Source organism: Sphingomonas panacisoli, from assembly GCF_007859635.1.
In the GTDB taxonomy this organism is placed as follows: Bacteria; Pseudomonadota; Alphaproteobacteria; order Sphingomonadales; family Sphingomonadaceae; genus Sphingomonas; species Sphingomonas panacisoli.
Window position 1 is genome coordinate 1,112,085 of the sequence record NZ_CP042306.1, and the last position, 16,277, is coordinate 1,128,361.

A 16,277-nucleotide genomic window follows, 5' to 3' on the forward strand; every position below is an offset into this window, starting at 1 on the left:
ACATGCCGAGCATCCCCGTCACGCGCTCGATCAGCATCGACAGCGAGGAACTGGACGAAAGCTTCACGCGGTCGGGCGGGGCCGGGGGGCAGCATGTCAACACAACCGACAGCGCGGTGATCCTGCGGTTCGACGTCGCGGCCTCGCCGAACCTGCCGGACGCGGTGAAGAACCGACTGGCGGTGCTAGCTGGCTCCAGGATGACGAACGAGGGTGTGCTCGTGTTGCGTAGCGAAGGCGCGCGGTCGCAACTGCTCAACCGTCAGGAAGTGCGCGACCGGTTGCTCGAGATGATCCGCGCGGCGACGATCGTTCCGAAGAAGCGCCGCCCGACCAAACCGAGCAAGGCCGCCAAGGCGCGGCGCGTGCACGAGAAGAAGGGGCGGAGTTCGGTGAAAGCTGGACGAGGTAAGGTTAGGCTGGATTAGTTACCGTCGCCCCGGTGGAGCCTCGGGGCCGCTGGATTTTTGGTGAGAAGCGCTCATATCACGCGGCGGCCCCGGCCTCCGTCGGGGCGACGGAGCATACATGTACGCCTTTGAAGTCTCGACCGGTTCGAAGTCCGATCTTTACCGCGATGTCCTGTTCGCGATCGACGCGATTACCGCGGGCGAGCCCGATTCCATCGCCAACATGGCGAATGCCGCCGCGATCCTGTGGCAGTATCTGCCCGACCTCAACTGGGCCGGGTTCTACCGTAACCTGAACGACGAACTCGTCCTCGGCCCGTTCATGGGCAAGGCGGCGTGCATCCGCATTCCGATCGGCAAAGGCGTGTGCGGCGCCGCCGCCGCGACGCGCGAGACGCAACTGGTCGAGGACGTCCACGCCTTTCCCGGGCATATCGCCTGCGACGCCGCGAGCCGGTCCGAGCTGGTCGTGCCGATCCTCGACGGCGATCGCCTGATCGCGGTGATCGATCTCGACAGCCCGAACGCCGCGCGGTTCGATGCCGAGGATGCCGCCGGCATCGAGGCGATCGCGCGGATGTTAAGCGACAGGGTTAACGGCTGAATCCCGACCCAGATCGGGACGTGATTCCATCCGTCCCGAAACTGGCGGAAAACCGCGACTTTTGGTAGCACTGCTCAGGACAGATCGAGCGATCGTGGTTAACGGTCGCGACGGGAAACAGGGAGTGTTAACCATGCGAAGCCTCGTGATTGCTGCGGTTGTGGCGACAATGGCGTTCGGCGGAACGGCAGCCGACGCGCAGCGACTCGGGCCGCAGGGTCAGCGCCCGATGCCGATGCCAAACCCGAAGCCGGTGCCCCCGATGCCAAAGCCTGGCGGCTGGCAGGGCAACATGCCGCGTCCGAACCCCGCGCCGATGCCGCGTCCCAACCGGGGCGGCTGGAACGGCCAGTGGAACGGCGGCAACCGTGGGCAGTGGAACGGCCGCAGCCGCTGGGGCAGCCGGGTCGGCGGTTACTGGTGGGCCGGCGTCCAGGCGCCGGGCGGCTGGAACGGCTATACCCGGATGAAGCGCGGCAAGCGTCTGCCCGGCTATTGGGTCTCGCCGAATTACATCATCAGCGACTGGCAGATGTACGGCCTCGGCACGCCGCCGTCGGGCTATTACTGGAGCCGCTATTACAACGATGCGGTGCTGATCGATCAGTACGGCACCGTCTACGACACGATCGGCAGCGTCGATTGGGACCGCAATCAGGGCGGCTACGCTTATGATCAGGACGATGCGGGCGGCTATGCCGACTATCCGCCCCAGGCCGGCTATCCGGCGCCGCAGCCCCGTCCCGGCTATGGCGCGCCCTATCCGGCACCCGGTTACGGCGGATCGTCATCCTCGACCACGACCTACACCTACACGACCGGCGGCGGATATGCGGGCGGCTATCCGGCCGGGCCGATGCCGCGCATCCCCTATGGCGAGACCTATTATGTGTCGCCGGGTTCGGTGGTGACGGTGACGATGCCGGGGGCGGTGACGACCACGACGACGACCACCGAATATATCGAGGAGCGCAGCTACGTTGCGCCGAAGCGGGTCTATCGTAAGGTTGTCCGCAAGTGGCGTCCGCGGGCCAAGCCGCGTTGCAGCTGCGTACGCGCACCGGCGCCGATCCGCGGCAGCTAAGAGTTTCTTCCTGGAAGGGGAGAACACCGCCCGCTGCCTCTCCCTTGGCGGCGGGCGGTTTGCTTATGTGTGGCTGGGCAAATCGGCCCAGGTTGCGCCCAAGCGCGTGAGCGCCGCCTCGGTCATCGCGCGGAAGCGGGGATCGCCGCGCACCTCGTCGAGATCGGGATCGACCGCGCTGTGCTTGAGCTGCGTCATGCTGACCGCGGCGAAATAGGGGCCGATAATGTCGATCAGCGCGTCGAACTCGCGGAGGTACGCAAGTCCGCACGCTAGATTGTAGCGCATCGAGATGTTGTCGGGATCGATCAGCACCGCGCGTTCGGTCCACTCCTTCGCACGCGCCGCATCGCCGAGCGCGGCCAGCGACATCACCCCGGTGCCGAGCGCAAAGCCGTTGCTCGGATCCTGCGCGATCGCCTTTTCCGCCCGTTCGATCGTCAACCGCGCACAGCGGCGCGCGTTCGGCTTGTCGTCGAGCGAACTGTAGCACGTCACCAGCATGCTCGAATCGTGGAAGTCCGCATCCATCAGCGACGCGGCCTTCTCGAAAAACGGGATCGAATCGCGGATACGGCCCTGGCCGAAAGTCAGGAACGCCACCTCTTTGTTGACCTCCCAATTCTCCGGATCGAGCCGTAGCGCGGTGTCGAGCGCGGCATTGGCCTCGGCCAGCTTGCCCTCGAGCTGGAGGTAGCGCGCCCGGACGCAATAGGCCTCGGCGATGTCGGGGTCGAGCGCCAGCGCCTTTTCGGCGGCGGGCAGGGCATTCTCGGTCTCGATGCCGTGCCAGAAGCGCCGCTCGACCTGGGCCAGCGACATCAGCGCCCAAGCGCGGGCATAGTTCGGGTCGATCCGCGTCGCCTGCTGGCAGATGCGCACGACCACTTCGTCGCGCCGCCGGTCGCCCTTGTTGCCGGTGATCCAATATTGCCGCGCCATCAGATAGAGGTTGTACGCCTCCGGATCGGCGGTCCCGCGCGTCTCGATCTTCTTCTTCTCGCCGGGCAGCAGGGTCACGCGCAGCGCGCTGACGATCGCCTTCGAAATCTCGTCCTGGATCGCGAAGATGTCGGTCAGTTCGCGGTCGTAGCGATCGGCCCAGATATGGTCGCCTTCGAAACCGTCGATCAATTGCGCGCTGATCCGCACGCGCCCGCCCGCCTTGCGAACGCTGCCTTCGAGCACGTGCGTCACGTCGAGCTCGCGGGCGACGGTCTTCACGTCGATATTGCGGTTCTTGTAGGTGAAGGCCGTATTGCCCGCGACCACCGATAGCGCGGAGACCTTGGACAGGTCGGTGATGATGTCCTCGCTGATCCCGTCGCTGAAATATTCCTGCTCGGCGTCGCCGCTCATGTTGAGGAACGGGAGGACGCAGACCGAAACCGCCTTGATGCTCGCGGAGCGACTGGCCTCCGCATCTTCCGCCGCCGCCGCGTCGCCGCCGATCAGCGCCGCGATGCTCTCCAGCACCTTGCGCCACCCCGCTGCCTCGATGCCGCCGGCCCAATCCTTCAGGTTGGCGTACTGGATCTGGTTGAAGGGCAGGGGTGGCTTGCGGCCGTCGATGCTCATCTGCACCAGCGTACCCGCCTCGCGTGCGGCATCGGCCTCGGCACGGACCCATTGCGACTTGATCGCGTCCGCCGACCAGATGACCAGCACCGCCTTCGACGCGCGCAGCCGCTCCTCGATCACCTCGGCATAGGCGCGGTGCGCAGGGAGTTCGTCGTCGCGCCACACGTGATAGCCGGCCGAGCGCAACGCCTCCGCCGCCAGTGCGGCGTGACGCTCGGTCGATCGCGCATAGGAAATGAAGATATCGGCCAAAACACGCCCCCCAACGCCACGGCCGTTCTAGGCGAGCGGTTGCGAGGGCTGCAAGGGCGTTGCCGTCGCTTCAGCGCCGGTCAGGGACAAGGCGGGCGTGTGTCGTCGCTGCCCAGTGGCGGTAGGCCGTTGGCTTTTGAATAGGAATCACCGGCGCGGCGAAAAAGCCAGCGTAGGATCGCCATCGGCAGCTCATGCAATATTGCAATAACTACCAGGATCGCGACGAAGATCACGATGCCCTGCCACCCAACGATTCCCGATGCGGGTGGAAGATCATATCAGCCACGACGCTCTGCCAGAAACCGGGTTCGGAGGATTCAATCAGCATCGGCTAACTGAGCCGGTCGATCCCGTCGCGGTCCAGGCTGCCCGGGACGATCATGATCGGGACGGTCAGCTTGCCTGCGTCGGCGCCCGCAAAGTGCGCGACCAGGGGACCGGGCGCGCCGCTCGCCGCCGCGCCGAGCACCAGGGCGGCGATCTCCGCGTTGTCCTCGATCATCTCGTGGATGATCTTGGGGCCGTCGCCTTCGCGCACGGTAATCGCGGGTTTCAGTCCCGATTCCTCGAACAACGTCCCCGCCGCGCCGGCGACCAGCGCCTCGGCATGCTGGCGGGCTTCCGCCTCGATCGTCGCCTGGACGCCGCCGAACGCAATGAATTCCTGCGGCGGAAGCAACGCCAATATCTCGACGCCGCCGCCCGTCTTGACCGCGCGCCGCGCCGCGAAGCGGAGCGCCACTTCGGCTTCGGGACTGTCGTCCACCACCACCAGGTAGATGCGCATGCGTCGGGACCCTTCGTTTCGACGATAGGTGGCGCGGAACCGACCCTTGCGCAAGCGTCACGGTCTTGACCCGAACCTTACCGGGCGCGAAAGCGTTTCCCGACTGTCCGCCTCCCCAGGACGATCCGCAAAAGGACTCGTGAATGCCCATCGAGATCAAGATGCCCGCTTTGTCGCCGACGATGGAGGAGGGGACGCTGGCCAAGTGGCTGGTCAAGGCGGGCGATACGGTCAAGTCGGGCGACCTGATGGCGGAGATCGAGACCGACAAGGCGACGATGGAATTCGAGGCGGTCGACGAAGGCGTGATCGCCGAGATCGTCGTGCCGGAGGGCACCGACAACGTGAAGGTCGGCGCGGTGATCGCGATCCTGGCGGGCGAGGGTGAGGATGCGTCCGCCGCGAAGGCTGCGCCCGCGACGAAGAAGGAAGAACCCAAGGCGGAGGCGTCGAAGGAAGAGGCCAAGCAAGCCCCTGCGCCTGCGCCTGCGCCTGCGCCTGCACCGACTCCCGCGCCCGCAGCGTCGGGCGATCGCGTGAAGGCATCGCCGCTCGCGCGCCGTCTGGCCGCCGAAAAGGGCGTCGAGATTTCCGCGCTGACCGGCTCGGGTCCCAACGGCCGGATCGTCAAGGCGGACGTCGAGGGCGCGAAGCCCGGCGCGGCGCCCGCGCAGGCCGGCACCGTGTCGACGGCCGAGGCGCCTGCACAAGCCGCCGCACCCGCCAAGCCCGCGACAATCCCGGACATTCCGCACGAGGCGACCAAGCTGTCGAACGTCCGCAAGACGATCGCGCGCCGCCTGACCGAATCGAAGCAGCAGGTCCCGCACATCTACCTGACGGTGGACATCCAGCTCGACAAATTGCTCAAGCTGCGCGGCGACCTCAACAAGAGCCTCGAAAGTCGCGGCGTGAAGCTGTCGGTCAACGATCTCATCATCAAGGCGCTCGCGGCCAGTCTCATCCAGGTGCCGAAGTGCAACGTGATGTTTACACCTGACCAGCTGATCAGCTTCAGCCGCGCCGACATTTCGGTCGCGGTCTCGACGCCGTCGGGCCTGATCACGCCGATCATCGCGGGCGCCAACACCAAGGGCGTCGCCGCGATCTCGACCGAGATGAAGGACCTCGCGGCCCGCGCCCGCGACAACAAGCTCAAGCCCGAGGAATATCAGGGCGGCACTGCGAGCCTGTCCAACATGGGCATGTTCGGGATCAAGCAGTTCGAGGCGGTGATCAACCCGCCGCAGGGCATGATCATGGCGATCGGCGCGGGCGAGAAGCGGCCGTACGTGATCGACGACGCGCTGGGGGTCGCGACGGTGATGTCGGCGACCGGCAGTTTCGACCACCGCGCGATCGACGGCGCCGACGGCGCCGAACTGATGCAGGCGTTCAAGGCGCTGATCGAGAACCCGCTGGGCATGCTGGCTTAAGCCATGTCGGGGCGGACGATCGCCGAATTCTGCTACATGCTCGCCAGCGCCGGGGTGACGTACCTTATCGCCTGGGGTGCCGCGTGGAGCTATCCGCAGGGTGCCGACACGATCTGGCCGATCGGCTGGGTGTCGATCGCGATCGTCGCTGCGCTGGGGTTCAAGCCGTTCTGGGATTCGTGGCGGATCGATACGTTGCGCGCGAAGCAGGGCGCGGATGACTGACACGCCGCCGAACCGCGAGCCGTCGATCCGCGTCACCGCGATGCCGGCCGATGCCAATGCCTATGGCGACATTTTCGGCGGCTGGCTGATGAGCCTGATGGATTCGGCCGCCGGGCTGATCGCGGCGCGCCACTCGCACGGCCGCGCGGTGACGATCGCGATGGACGGGATGCAGTTCCACGCGCCGGTGCATATCGGCGACGAGGTGTCGGTCTACGCCGAGCTGGCCAAGGTCGGGCGTTCGTCGATGCTGATCGATGTCCAGGCGTTCGCGCGCGACCGCCACCGCGACGATTTCCGCCGCGTGACCGAGGCGCGCTTCACCTTCGTCGCGATCGACCAGGACCGGAAACCGCGCGCGGTGGTGCCGGAATGAGCGCGACGCCGCCTGAGCGCATGCCGGACATCCGCGTGACGGTGATGGCCGCCGACGCCAATCCCTATGGCAGCGCGTTCGTCGGCTGGCTGTTCGGCCAGATGGCATTGGCCGGCGGTAGCTTAGCGTCGCGGCTGAGCGGCAAGCGTGCCCCGGTGGTGGCGGCGGACGGCTTCACCTTCACCGCACCCGCCGCGATCGGCGACGAACTGTCGGTCTGGGCCGAAGTCGCGGCCAAGGGCAACACCTCGATGACGATCGCGACCGAAGCGTGGAAGCGCGACCGGCACGGTGAAGCGGTGGCCAAAGTCGCCGAGGGCAATTTCGTGTTCGTGGGGATGGAGCGATGATTACCGTACCCCATATCTCCGTCGATTCTAGCGAGGAACTCCCCAGTGGCTGACACTTACGACCTCATCATCCTCGGCTCCGGGCCCGGCGGCTATGTCGCGGCGATCCGCGCTGCGCAGCTCGGGCTGAAGACCGCGATCGTGGAGCGCGAACTGCTCGGCGGGATCTGCCTCAACTGGGGGTGCATCCCGACCAAGGCGCTGCTGCGCTCGGCAGAGATTTTCCACTACATGCAGCATGCCAAGGATTACGGGCTAGCCGCGGAGAAGATCACCGCCGATCTCGACGCCGTCGTGAAGCGCTCGCGCGGGGTAGCGAAGCAGCTCAATCAGGGCGTCACGCACCTGATGAAGAAGAACAAGATCACCGTGCACATGGGCGCCGGCAAGCTGCTCGGCGGCGGCAAGCTGGAAGTGAGCGGCGACAAGGGCAAGGAAGTCCTGACCGCGAAGAACATCATCGTTGCGACCGGCGCTCGGGCGCGCGACCTGCCGGGCACGCCCGCCGACGGCAAGCGCATCTGGACCTATCGCCACGCGATGACGCCGAGCGAGATGCCGACCAAGCTGCTGGTCATCGGGTCGGGCGCGATCGGAATCGAGTTTGCGAGCTTCTACAAGGATATGGGCTCGGATGTTACGGTGGTCGAGATGCTCGACCGACTCGTCCCGGTCGAGGATGCCGACGTCTCGGCCTTCCTGGAAAAGGCGCTGAAGAAGCAGGGCATGACGATCATGACCAAGGCCGGCGTCGACAAGCTCGAGGTGGGCGCGTCGGGCGTGAAGGCGACGATCAAGGACAAGGACGGCAAGGCGACCACCGCCGAGTTCAGCCACGTCATCGTCGCGATCGGCATCGTGCCGAATACCGAGAATATCGGCCTGGAGGCGCTGGGCGTCGAGACCGATCGCGGGTTCGTGAAGACCGGGCCCGATTGCAAGACCAACGTCGCCGGCCTCTACGCGATCGGCGACATCACCGCGCCGCCTTGGTTGGCGCACAAGGCGAGCCATGAAGGCGTGATCGCCGCCGAGGCGATCGCGGGCAAGCATCCGCACGCGATGGATCCGCTCAACATCCCGGGCTGCACCTATTGCCACCCGCAGATCGCGAGCGTCGGGCTGACCGAGGCGAAGGCGAAGGAAGCCGGCTACGAGCTGAAGGTCGGCACCTTCCCGTTCATCGGCAACGGCAAGGCGATTGCGCTGGGCGAGGCGGAAGGCTTCGTGAAAACGGTGTTCGACGCGAAGACCGGTGAACTGCTCGGCGCGCACATGATCGGCGCCGAAGTGACAGAGATGATCCAGGGCTATACGGTCGGCAAGACGCTGGAGACGACCGAGGCGGAGTTGATGGAAACGGTGTTCCCGCATCCGACGATCAGCGAAGCGATGCACGAAAGCGTGCTGGCGGCGTACGGGCGGGCGCTGCATATCTAGGAACTCGTCACCCCGGCCTTGAGCCGGGGTCCCGCTTCTTCGGGGTAAGAAAGAAGCGGGATGCCGGATCAAGTCCGGCATGACGGAAAGGGGAAGGCCGTGATGAGATATGCGTTGGTCGCAGCAAGCGTGCTGCTTCTTGGCGCAGCGCCGGCGGACAAGCTCGGCGCCGCCGATTATGCGTCCGACGCAAAAGCGCTCGAAGGGCTGATCCGCGACAATTACGCGTACATGGACGATCTGCCGGGCGGCGTCGTGCCGTCGTCGCCGCAGCTCAATGCCGAGCGCGACGCGGTGCGCGATCGCGACGCGTTGCTCCACTATGCCGAGGACATGATCGCCGCGCTCGCCGATCACCACGCGTTGACGGGTAGTTCGTTCAAGGACGATTGGGCGATCGTGCCGAGCTATGCCGACATCTGGATCGTCAAGAAGGGCGACGCGTACGTCGTCGATGCGGTCAAGGACGGCAGCGTCGCAGCGAAGGCCGGGGTTCGCGTCGGCGAGCGGTTGATCGAGGCGGACGGGCAGCGGATTAACGCCGCGGTCGCCGCATTCTGGTCGCGGATGGGCCTGCAGCCGATCGGCGAGCGCGCGCCCTTTGCGGCGCGCGTGATTGCGGCGGGGCGGCGGGACCGGCCGCGCGTGCTGACCTTCGCCGGTCCGGCCGGCGAGCGCACGCTGACGTTGGACAGTCTCTACAAGGACCAGCCCGACCGCCCCGCGCTGACCGTGACGACCGCAAGTGGCGTGACGACGGTCCGCTTCAACAATTCGATCGGCGATCTCGACACGATCAAGGCGTTCGACGCGGCGATGGCCAAGCTGCCGGCCAAGGCGCCGGTGGTGATCGACGTCACCGACGTACCGTCCGGCGGCACGACGGCGATCGCACGGGCGGTGATGGGATGGTTCGTGACCAAGCCGATGCCGTACCAGATGCACCAGCTGCCGTCCGAAGAGCGCGAGACGGGCATCAAGCGGCAATGGGTCGAATTTGTCCTGCCGCGCGCGGGCAAATATCATCCCGGCCCGGTCAGCGTACGCGCGGGCCGCTGGACGGGCAGCATGGGCGAGGGGATGGCGGTCGGATTCCTCGCGCTCGGCAAGCGGGTCTGTGGCGGGCCGATGGCCGGGCTCAAGGGCGGCGTCTACGACTTCGACCTCCCCAAGACAGGGTTGCGGGTGAAGTTTCCGGCCGAACGCATCTACTCCGTCGCCGGGGCGCCGCGCGAAAAGGTCGTGCTCAAGCCGTGTCGCTAAACGTCGCGCGATGTGGTGAAAGGCGCGGATGGGGAATGTGCGCCGATCCTGGCCGCTGATCGTCGCGATACTGCTCGCCGCGCTGACGCTCGCGGCGGCTTGGCCCGGCATCGCGATGTACGACACTGTCGCGCAGTTCGGCCAGGTGCTGAGCGGTCAGTACGACGACTGGCACCCGCCGGCGATGGCGCGGCTTTGGGCGGGGCTGCATCGAGCGGTCGGGGGTGCCGCGCAGCCGATGCTGGTGGTGCAGGTCATGCTCTATTGGCTCGGACTTGGCCTAATCGCGGGAGCGTTGGCGCGAGCGGATAGGCGAAAAGCGGCGTTCGCCGTCCTGGCGTGCGGCGTGCTGCCGGTGTTTCTGGTCTGGCAGATTGCGGTGCTCAAGGACGCGCAGATGCTCGGCGCGATGCTTGCCGGCGTGGGGCTGATGGCGTGGTGGCGGTTCGACGGGCGACGCGTGCCGTGGTGGGGCTGGGCGCTCGCGGCGCTCTGTTTCGGCTATGCGACGCTGGTGCGCGCCAACGCCGTGTTCGCGGTCGCGCCGTTGGTCGCGATGCTCGTTGCGACACGCTGGCGGATGCGCGCGGCGCTCGGCGGGGCGATGGTGCTGGCGACGCTGGCAGCGATGCCGATCGTCAATCAATCGATCTTCGGCGCCGAGGAGAGCGGCGTGCGCACGACCCAGCCGCGATACGATCTCGCCGGGATCGCCGTGCGCGTGGCCGATCCGACCGCGACGCGATTGGGCGCGGCGCAAGTCGCGGCGCTCAAGCGCGGGCATTGCGTCAAGCCGTTCTTCTGGGATCCGCTCGGCGACGGGGCGTGCGCGGATGCCGAGGCGCCGCTCAACGATCTGACGGCGGGACAGCTCTACGCCACGCTGGCCGAGGCGATCATGCACCACCCGTTCGCCTATTCGGCGCATCGCTTGGCGCATCTCAATTCGACCGAACGCTGGCTGGTGCCGACCGGCTGGCCCGACGCCTGGCCGCCGGACGTGGCCGAGGGCAACGCGATCGGGCTCGCCAATCCGGGCAGGCCCGCCGCTTGGCTGGTCAACGAGACTGCGCCGCTCGGCGAGACGCCACTGGCCTGGCCGATCGTGTGGCTGGCGCTCGCGATGGTGACGGCGATCGTCGCGCTGCGCCGACCGCGGTCACCGCTGCGCGATCTCGCGCTGGCGTTGCTGGTGTCGGGGCTCGCGCTCGAGGCAAGCTTCGCCGCGATCAGCATCGCGTCCGATTTGCGCTATCATCTCTGGCCGATGATGGCGGCGGCGCTGGCGAGCGTGCTGGTGCTGGCCGACGGCGCACCATCGAAACGCGCGGTGCAACTGGGCGGCGCGGCGCTGGCGTTCGTCGTCGTCAGCGCGGTCGCCAGCCGCATCATCCTGCCGCCGGCCCCCGACACCTATGCCGGCATGCTCGCCTACTGAGCGGCAAACGCGCCGATCAGCTTCTGATAGTCTTCCATCGGCGGGAATTTCTCGTAGCTGTGCGGAGCACCAGCGATCGCCCAGGGCAAGGCCTCGCTGGTATAGACCTCCGCGAACGGCACGAACCATGACGGGTCGTCGAGCATCGTCGCGCGGACGTTGACGAAGCCCTGCTCGGGCACGATCCGCGTGAACATCCAGCTCTTGCACCAATCGCAATGGTTGTGCCGGCCCTGGTCACCGTGGATCCCGCCGATCACCGTATCGCCCTGCGTGACCTCGAAGCCGTCGGTCGGCACGATGATCGTCGTCGAAAACGCGCTGGCGCTCATGTGCTGGCAGCCGGTGCAATGGCACAGCATCGTCACCATCGGCGGCATGGTGATACGGATGCGCACCTTGCCGCAGCGGCATCCCCCCTCCATCGGCAGCGTCCAGTCGGGCATCGGTTCGTTCCTCTCCGGGTGACGAACCGCCCTATAGCCGACGCGTTCCCTGTCGTCAGGCGGCCTGTTCGGTCGTCGCGTCGACCATCTTGAGCTCCTTCGGCCCGCCGATCGCGGGAACGACCGAGGCGGGCTTGAGCGCGGCGTGCTTCATGCGGCCGTCGATATGCGCGCCGTTTTCCAGCGAGACCGATTCATATTCAACGTCGCCGGTGATCCGCGCGCCCGATTCGACCACGAGCTGACGGATCGCGACTGATCCCTCGATCGTGCCGGCGATGCGGGCGGTCTCGGCGCGGACCTGGCCGTTCACCACCGCTTCGGCGCCGAGCACGAGGTTACCGCAATCGAGGTCCCCCTCGATCCGTCCCTCGATATGCAGGTCGGCGGTCGCGCGGACGTTGCCGGTGATCTGGATGTCCGGGCCGATCACCGAAAAACCGCCGGGCGCGGCGCGCTTCGCCGCGGGTGCGGGCTGATAGGATGAAGACGCCGGTGCGTCGTCGCGCTTGCTGAACATGGATAACCCCTCCGTCGCGATTCCCCGATTCGCGAGCGATCCTATCAGCGACCGGGGTCAGGCCGGATAGGCTTCACCTGGATTAAGCGGCAGGCCGTTGTCATTGGCTGGCGAGGCGAGGAACGGACGCGCAATCAATAATGTGGCAACCATGATCGGCGCCGCGCCGAGTGCCGCGAAGCCGCAAAACGCCAATACCCAGCCGGCAATGACGAGGGCGGCGATGCCGGTCTGTCGCTGCCGGACGGCCAGCATGCCGCTCAAGACAACGGCGATCAGGAAGTCGCCGGCCGTCATCTGCGGCAGCAGAGCGGGCAGCGTGAGGCTCACCAGCAACGTGGCGGGCAGCAGCTTCCCGCCACGCGGCGGACGGGCGGAGAAGTGCGCGATCAGCCAGGCCGCCGCGCCCAGCGCCGCCGCCATCGCCAACCCGGCGAGCGGCAGCCCGCCGGTCCAGGGCAGCGCCTCGACGAGCGCCCAGATATTGGGTGCGCCGTCGGACAGCCGTGGCGGCATATCGATGCTGAAGAAACCGGGAACGATCCGTACCGCCGCCGATCCGCACGCTAGCGCGACGGCTATGACGGTCAGCCAGGCCCGGCGCGCCGCTTGACGCGCGGATGCGAATCCGGTTCGGGGGGTGGGGAAGGGGGACGCGAACACCGTGTCCTGATAGCCGCCACGGGTTAGCGTCGCGTAAAGCCCCGCGCCCCGTTGACCGTTTCCGACTCCGCGTCTATAGGCCCGCCCGCCCCACATAGCGCTTTTGCCATGGGGGGAGAGCTGAACGCTGCCGGAAGACGCGGGTCATGGGATGTGCCGAGAGGCGCCCAACGACCCTTTTCGTTTTTTCCAAAGGCTCCCGGCAAAGTAACCGCCAGATTTCTGGTAACGCAAAAGGTGAAGGGCTTCATGCCAACGATCAACCAGCTGGTCCGCAAGGGCCGCGACCCGCAGAAGGCCAAGTCGAAGGTCCCTGCGATGGAGCAGAACCCGCAGAAGCGCGGCGTCTGCACCCGCGTCTATACGACGACCCCGAAGAAGCCGAATTCGGCGCTGCGCAAGGTGGCCAAGGTCCGCCTGACCAACCAGCGCGAAGTCATCAGCTACATCCCCGGTGAGGGCCACAACCTTCAGGAGCACTCGGTGGTCCTGATCCGTGGCGGCCGTGTGCGCGACCTTCCCGGTGTGCGTTACCACGTGCTGCGTGGCGTGCTCGACACGCAGGGTGTCAAGGATCGCAAGCAGAGCCGTTCGAAGTACGGCGCGAAGCGTCCGAAATAACCGTCATCCCGGCGAAGGCCGGGATCGCTGAGTTAGATGTTGTGACATAGCCGCCAACGGCCCCGGCCTCCGCCGGGGCGACGGCTGGTTGATTAGAAGGAAAAGAGCAAATGGCTCGTCGTCGTCGTCCCGAGAAGCGGGAAATCCTGCCTGATCCCAAGTTTGGTGATGAGGTCCTGTCGAAATTCATGAACAGCGTCATGCTGGACGGCAAGAAGTCGGTCGCGGAAGGCATCGTCTATTCGGCGATGGAAACCGTCGAGACTCGCGCCAAGAAGGACCCGCTCGGCGTGTTCCATGACGCGCTGAACAACATCAAGCCGGGCATCGAAGTCCGTTCGCGCCGCGTCGGCGGTGCGACGTATCAGGTTCCGGTCGAAGTGCGCCCCGAGCGTGCCCAGGCGCTGGCGATCCGCTGGCTGATCTCGGCCGCGCGTGCGCGCAGCGAGAACACCATGTCGGCGCGCCTGTCGGGCGAGCTGCTCGACGCGTCGAACAATCGCGGCAACGCGGTCAAGAAGCGCGAAGACACGCACCGCATGGCGGAAGCGAACCGCGCGTTCTCGCACTACCGTTGGTAATCGCTCGGCCGTCGTTCGCGGCGGTCTGGCAACGGTAATAAAATTACCTACATACGGGAGGTCGGATCGTCCGGCCTCCCACATCGCTAAGGAAAGCACGTCATGGCCCGCAGCCATCCGCTCGAACTCTATCGTAACATCGGCATCATGGCGCACATCGATGCCGGCAAGACGACGACGACCGAGCGCATCCTGTATTACACCGGCAAGTCCTACAAGATCGGCGAAGTGCACGAAGGCACCGCGACGATGGACTGGATGGAGCAGGAGCAGGAGCGCGGGATCACGATCACGTCGGCGGCGACCACCTGCAAGTGGAAGGCCGAGGACGGCAAGGGCCCCGAGCATCTGATCAACATCATCGACACGCCGGGCCACGTCGACTTCACGATCGAAGTCGAGCGTTCGCTGCGCGTGCTCGACGGCGCGGTCGCGTGTTTCGACGGCGTTGCGGGCGTCGAGCCGCAGTCGGAAACCGTGTGGCGTCAGGCCGACAAGTACGGCGTGCCGCGCATGTGTTTCGTCAACAAGCTCGATCGCACCGGCGCCGATTTTTATTATTGCGTCAACTCGATCATCGAGCGCCTCGGCGCGCGTCCGGCCGTGCTGTATCTGCCGATCGGCATCGAAGGCGGCTTCAAGGGCCTGGTCGACCTGGTCGAGAACCGCGCGATCATCTGGCTCGAAGAGAGCTTGGGCGCGAAGTTCGAATATCAGGACATCCCGGATGACCTGAAGGAAAAGGCCGCCAAGTATCGCAACGACCTGATCGAAATGGCCGTCGAGCAAGACGACGACGTCATGGAGCAGTATCTCGAGGGCAACGAGCCCGACGTTGCGACGCTGAAGAAGCTGATCCGCAAGGGGACGCTGGCCATGTCGTTCGTGCCCATCGTGTGCGGCTCGGCGTTCAAGAACAAGGGCGTGCAGCCATTGCTCGACGCCGTCGTCGACTATCTGCCGTCGCCGCTCGACATTCCGGACGTGCAGGGCGTGAAGCTCGACGGCGAGACCCCGGATTCGCGTCCGGCTTCGGACGACGCGCCGCTGTCGCTGCTGGCGTTCAAGATCATGAACGACCCGTTCGTCGGCTCGCTCACCTTCGCGCGCATCTATTCGGGCAAGCTCGAAAAGGGCCAGTACCTGAACTCGGTGAAGGACAAGAAGGAAAAGATCGGCCGTATGCTCCTGATGCACGCGAATTCGCGTGAAGACATCGACGAGGCACGCGCCGGCGACATCGTCGCGATCGCGGGTCTCAAGGAAACCACGACCGGCGACACTTTGTGCGACATGCAGCACCCGATCATCCTCGAGCGCATGGAGTTCCCGGAACCCGTCATCGAGCTTTCGGTGGAACCGAAGACCAAGGCAGACCAGGAAAAGATGGGCGTCGCGCTCAACCGCCTGGCTGCCGAGGATCCCTCGTTCCGCGTGACGACCGATCACGAATCGGGTCAGACCATCATCAAGGGGATGGGCGAACTCCACCTCGAGATCCTGGTCGATCGCATGAAGCGCGAGTTCAAGGTCGAAGCGAACGTCGGTGCGCCGCAGGTGGCGTATCGCGAGTATCTGAAGAAGCCGGTCGACATCGACTACACGCACAAGAAGCAGTCGGGCGGTACCGGCCAGTTCGGTCGCGTGAAGGTCAAGCTGACCCCGGGCGAGCGCGGCGCGGGCATCATCTTCAAGGACGAGATCAAGGGCGGTAACATTCCGAAGGAATATATCCCCGCGATCGAGAAGGGCTTCCGCGAGACGGCGGCGACCGGTTCGCTGGTCGGCTTCCCGATCATCGACTTCGAGATCCTGCTGTACGACGGCGCGTATCACGACGTCGACTCGTCGGCGCTGGCGTTCGAAATCTGTGCCCGCGGCGCGATGCGCGAAGCGGCTCAGAAGTCGGGCATCACGCTGCTCGAGCCGGTCATGAAGGTCGAAGTCGTCACCCCGGAAGACTATCTGGGCGACGTCATCGGCGACATGAACAGCCGCCGCGGCCAGATCCAGGGCACCGATGCTCGCGGCAACGCGCAGACGGTCGATGCGATGGTCCCGCTGGCCAACATGTTCGGCTACGTGAACTCGCTGCGGTCGTTCACGCAGGGCCGCGCGAGCTACTCGATGCAGTTCTCGCATTACGACGAAGTGCCGCAGAATGTGGCCGACGAGGTAAAGGCCAAGCTCGCGTAAG

18 protein-coding genes are annotated in these 16,277 nt (G+C 66.0%); 13 read left to right on the forward strand and 5 right to left on the reverse strand.

Translation table 11 applies throughout. The annotated features are described in order from the left end of the window. Nucleotides 1-2 precede the first annotated feature (2 nt). The 3 genes from arfB to FPZ24_RS05620 all read left to right on the forward strand — a co-directional run bounded on the left by arfB (nt 3) and on the right by FPZ24_RS05620 (nt 2,098). A complete protein-coding gene (arfB, locus tag FPZ24_RS05610; RefSeq protein WP_146570100.1) occupies nt 3-428 on the forward strand; it encodes an alternative ribosome rescue aminoacyl-tRNA hydrolase ArfB in 426 nt (141 codons plus the stop codon). A gap of 100 nt (nt 429-528) precedes the next feature. Continuing rightward, a complete protein-coding gene (locus tag FPZ24_RS05615; protein WP_146570101.1) occupies nt 529-1,014 on the forward strand; it encodes a GAF domain-containing protein in 486 nt (161 codons plus the stop codon). Between the two features lie 133 nt (nt 1,015-1,147). Then, nucleotides 1,148-2,098: an RcnB family protein gene (locus FPZ24_RS05620; RefSeq protein WP_146570102.1), complete on the forward strand. Its 951-nt coding sequence runs from the start codon at nt 1,148-1,150 to the stop codon at nt 2,096-2,098. 63 nt (nt 2,099-2,161) lie between these two features. Here the strand turns inward: FPZ24_RS05620 and FPZ24_RS05625 are convergent, their stop codons facing one another. Continuing rightward, complete coding sequence (locus FPZ24_RS05625) at nt 2,162-3,931, reverse strand: TIR domain-containing protein (protein ID WP_146570103.1); 1,770 nt, start codon at nt 3,929-3,931, stop codon at nt 2,162-2,164. Nucleotides 3,932-4,265: 334 nt separating this feature from the next. Then, nucleotides 4,266-4,721, reverse strand: coding sequence for a universal stress protein (locus tag FPZ24_RS05630; RefSeq protein ID WP_146570104.1), 456 nt, complete (start codon nt 4,719-4,721; stop codon nt 4,266-4,268). Between the two features lie 143 nt (nt 4,722-4,864). On the opposite strand from FPZ24_RS05630, the gene FPZ24_RS05635 reads away from it, so the two are divergent. From FPZ24_RS05635 to FPZ24_RS05665, 7 genes are all read left to right on the forward strand, one after another. Further along, nucleotides 4,865-6,157 carry a pyruvate dehydrogenase complex dihydrolipoamide acetyltransferase gene (locus FPZ24_RS05635; protein ID WP_146570105.1) on the forward strand — a complete coding sequence of 431 codons (1,293 nt, stop codon included), beginning with the start codon at nt 4,865-4,867 and terminating at the stop codon, nt 6,155-6,157. Between the two features lie 3 nt (nt 6,158-6,160). Next, a complete protein-coding gene (locus FPZ24_RS05640) occupies nt 6,161-6,382 on the forward strand; it encodes a hypothetical protein (RefSeq protein WP_146570106.1) in 222 nt (73 codons plus the stop codon). Continuing rightward, nucleotides 6,375-6,758, forward strand: coding sequence for an acyl-CoA thioesterase (locus tag FPZ24_RS05645; protein WP_146570107.1), 384 nt, complete (start codon nt 6,375-6,377; stop codon nt 6,756-6,758). Before FPZ24_RS05640 ends, FPZ24_RS05645 begins: the two co-directional genes overlap by 8 nt. Next, on the forward strand, nt 6,755-7,108 hold the full coding sequence (locus tag FPZ24_RS05650) for an acyl-CoA thioesterase (RefSeq protein ID WP_146570108.1): 354 nt from the start codon (nt 6,755-6,757) through the stop codon (nt 7,106-7,108). The genes FPZ24_RS05645 and FPZ24_RS05650 overlap by 4 nt, the downstream gene beginning before the upstream one ends. 45 nt (nt 7,109-7,153) lie before the next feature. Continuing rightward, the gene (gene lpdA, locus FPZ24_RS05655; protein ID WP_146570109.1) at nt 7,154-8,548 is read left to right on the forward strand and encodes a dihydrolipoyl dehydrogenase; all 1,395 of its coding nucleotides are present in this window, start codon (nt 7,154-7,156) and stop codon (nt 8,546-8,548) included. Nucleotides 8,549-8,650: 102 nt separating this feature from the next. Then, the gene (locus FPZ24_RS05660; RefSeq protein ID WP_186729091.1) at nt 8,651-9,811 is read left to right on the forward strand and encodes a S41 family peptidase; all 1,161 of its coding nucleotides are present in this window, start codon (nt 8,651-8,653) and stop codon (nt 9,809-9,811) included. Nucleotides 9,812-9,848: 37 nt separating this feature from the next. Beyond that, the gene (locus FPZ24_RS05665) at nt 9,849-11,249 is read left to right on the forward strand and encodes a hypothetical protein (RefSeq protein ID WP_240047635.1); all 1,401 of its coding nucleotides are present in this window, start codon (nt 9,849-9,851) and stop codon (nt 11,247-11,249) included. Here FPZ24_RS05665 and FPZ24_RS05670 read toward each other — a convergent pair. The 3 genes from FPZ24_RS05670 to FPZ24_RS05680 are packed head-to-tail and all read right to left on the reverse strand — an operon-like array spanning nt 11,243 to nt 12,878. Beyond that, nucleotides 11,243-11,695, reverse strand: a complete 453-nt coding sequence (locus FPZ24_RS05670) for a GFA family protein (RefSeq protein WP_146570112.1) — start codon at nt 11,693-11,695, stop codon at nt 11,243-11,245. The two genes, FPZ24_RS05665 and FPZ24_RS05670, sit on opposite strands and share 7 nt — an antisense overlap. Nucleotides 11,696-11,750: 55 nt before the next feature. Further along, nucleotides 11,751-12,215: a bactofilin family protein gene (locus FPZ24_RS05675; protein WP_146570113.1), complete on the reverse strand. Its 465-nt coding sequence runs from the start codon at nt 12,213-12,215 to the stop codon at nt 11,751-11,753. Nucleotides 12,216-12,272: 57 nt separating this feature from the next. Next, entirely contained in the window at nt 12,273-12,878 is a 606-nt protein-coding gene (locus FPZ24_RS05680) for a hypothetical protein (RefSeq protein WP_146570114.1), read from the reverse strand. 249 nt (nt 12,879-13,127) lie between these two features. Here FPZ24_RS05680 and rpsL point away from each other — a divergent pair, with 249 nt between their 5' ends. From rpsL to fusA, 3 genes are all read left to right on the forward strand, one after another. Then, nucleotides 13,128-13,499, forward strand: a complete 372-nt coding sequence (gene rpsL / locus FPZ24_RS05685; RefSeq protein ID WP_022691828.1) for a 30S ribosomal protein S12 — start codon at nt 13,128-13,130, stop codon at nt 13,497-13,499. 110 nt (nt 13,500-13,609) lie between these two features. Beyond that, nucleotides 13,610-14,080: a 30S ribosomal protein S7 gene (gene rpsG / locus FPZ24_RS05690; RefSeq protein ID WP_146570115.1), complete on the forward strand. Its 471-nt coding sequence runs from the start codon at nt 13,610-13,612 to the stop codon at nt 14,078-14,080. A 102-nt stretch (nt 14,081-14,182) separates the two neighbouring features. Next, nucleotides 14,183-16,276 (forward strand): elongation factor G, encoded by a 2,094-nt coding sequence (fusA, locus tag FPZ24_RS05695; RefSeq protein ID WP_146570116.1) that lies wholly within the window; start codon nt 14,183-14,185, stop codon nt 16,274-16,276. Nucleotide 16,277: the final 1 nt, after the last annotated feature.

Coding starts and splice junctions, on each gene's coding strand:
- arfB (WP_146570100.1), top strand. CDS start 3: ATGCCGAGCATCCCCGTCACGCGCTCGATCAGCATCGACAGCGAGGAA.
- FPZ24_RS05615 (WP_146570101.1), top strand. CDS start 529: ATGTACGCCTTTGAAGTCTCGACCGGTTCGAAGTCCGATCTTTACCGC.
- FPZ24_RS05620 (WP_146570102.1), top strand. CDS start 1,148: ATGCGAAGCCTCGTGATTGCTGCGGTTGTGGCGACAATGGCGTTCGGC.
- FPZ24_RS05630 (WP_146570104.1), bottom strand. CDS start 4,721: ATGCGCATCTACCTGGTGGTGGTGGACGACAGTCCCGAAGCCGAAGTG.
- FPZ24_RS05635 (WP_146570105.1), top strand. CDS start 4,865: ATGCCCATCGAGATCAAGATGCCCGCTTTGTCGCCGACGATGGAGGAG.
- FPZ24_RS05640 (WP_146570106.1), top strand. CDS start 6,161: ATGTCGGGGCGGACGATCGCCGAATTCTGCTACATGCTCGCCAGCGCC.
- FPZ24_RS05645 (WP_146570107.1), top strand. CDS start 6,375: ATGACTGACACGCCGCCGAACCGCGAGCCGTCGATCCGCGTCACCGCG.
- FPZ24_RS05650 (WP_146570108.1), top strand. CDS start 6,755: ATGAGCGCGACGCCGCCTGAGCGCATGCCGGACATCCGCGTGACGGTG.
- FPZ24_RS05660 (WP_186729091.1), top strand. CDS start 8,651: ATGAGATATGCGTTGGTCGCAGCAAGCGTGCTGCTTCTTGGCGCAGCG.
- FPZ24_RS05670 (WP_146570112.1), bottom strand. CDS start 11,695: ATGCCCGACTGGACGCTGCCGATGGAGGGGGGATGCCGCTGCGGCAAG.
- FPZ24_RS05675 (WP_146570113.1), bottom strand. CDS start 12,215: ATGTTCAGCAAGCGCGACGACGCACCGGCGTCTTCATCCTATCAGCCC.
- rpsL (WP_022691828.1), top strand. CDS start 13,128: ATGCCAACGATCAACCAGCTGGTCCGCAAGGGCCGCGACCCGCAGAAG.
- rpsG (WP_146570115.1), top strand. CDS start 13,610: ATGGCTCGTCGTCGTCGTCCCGAGAAGCGGGAAATCCTGCCTGATCCC.
- fusA (WP_146570116.1), top strand. CDS start 14,183: ATGGCCCGCAGCCATCCGCTCGAACTCTATCGTAACATCGGCATCATG.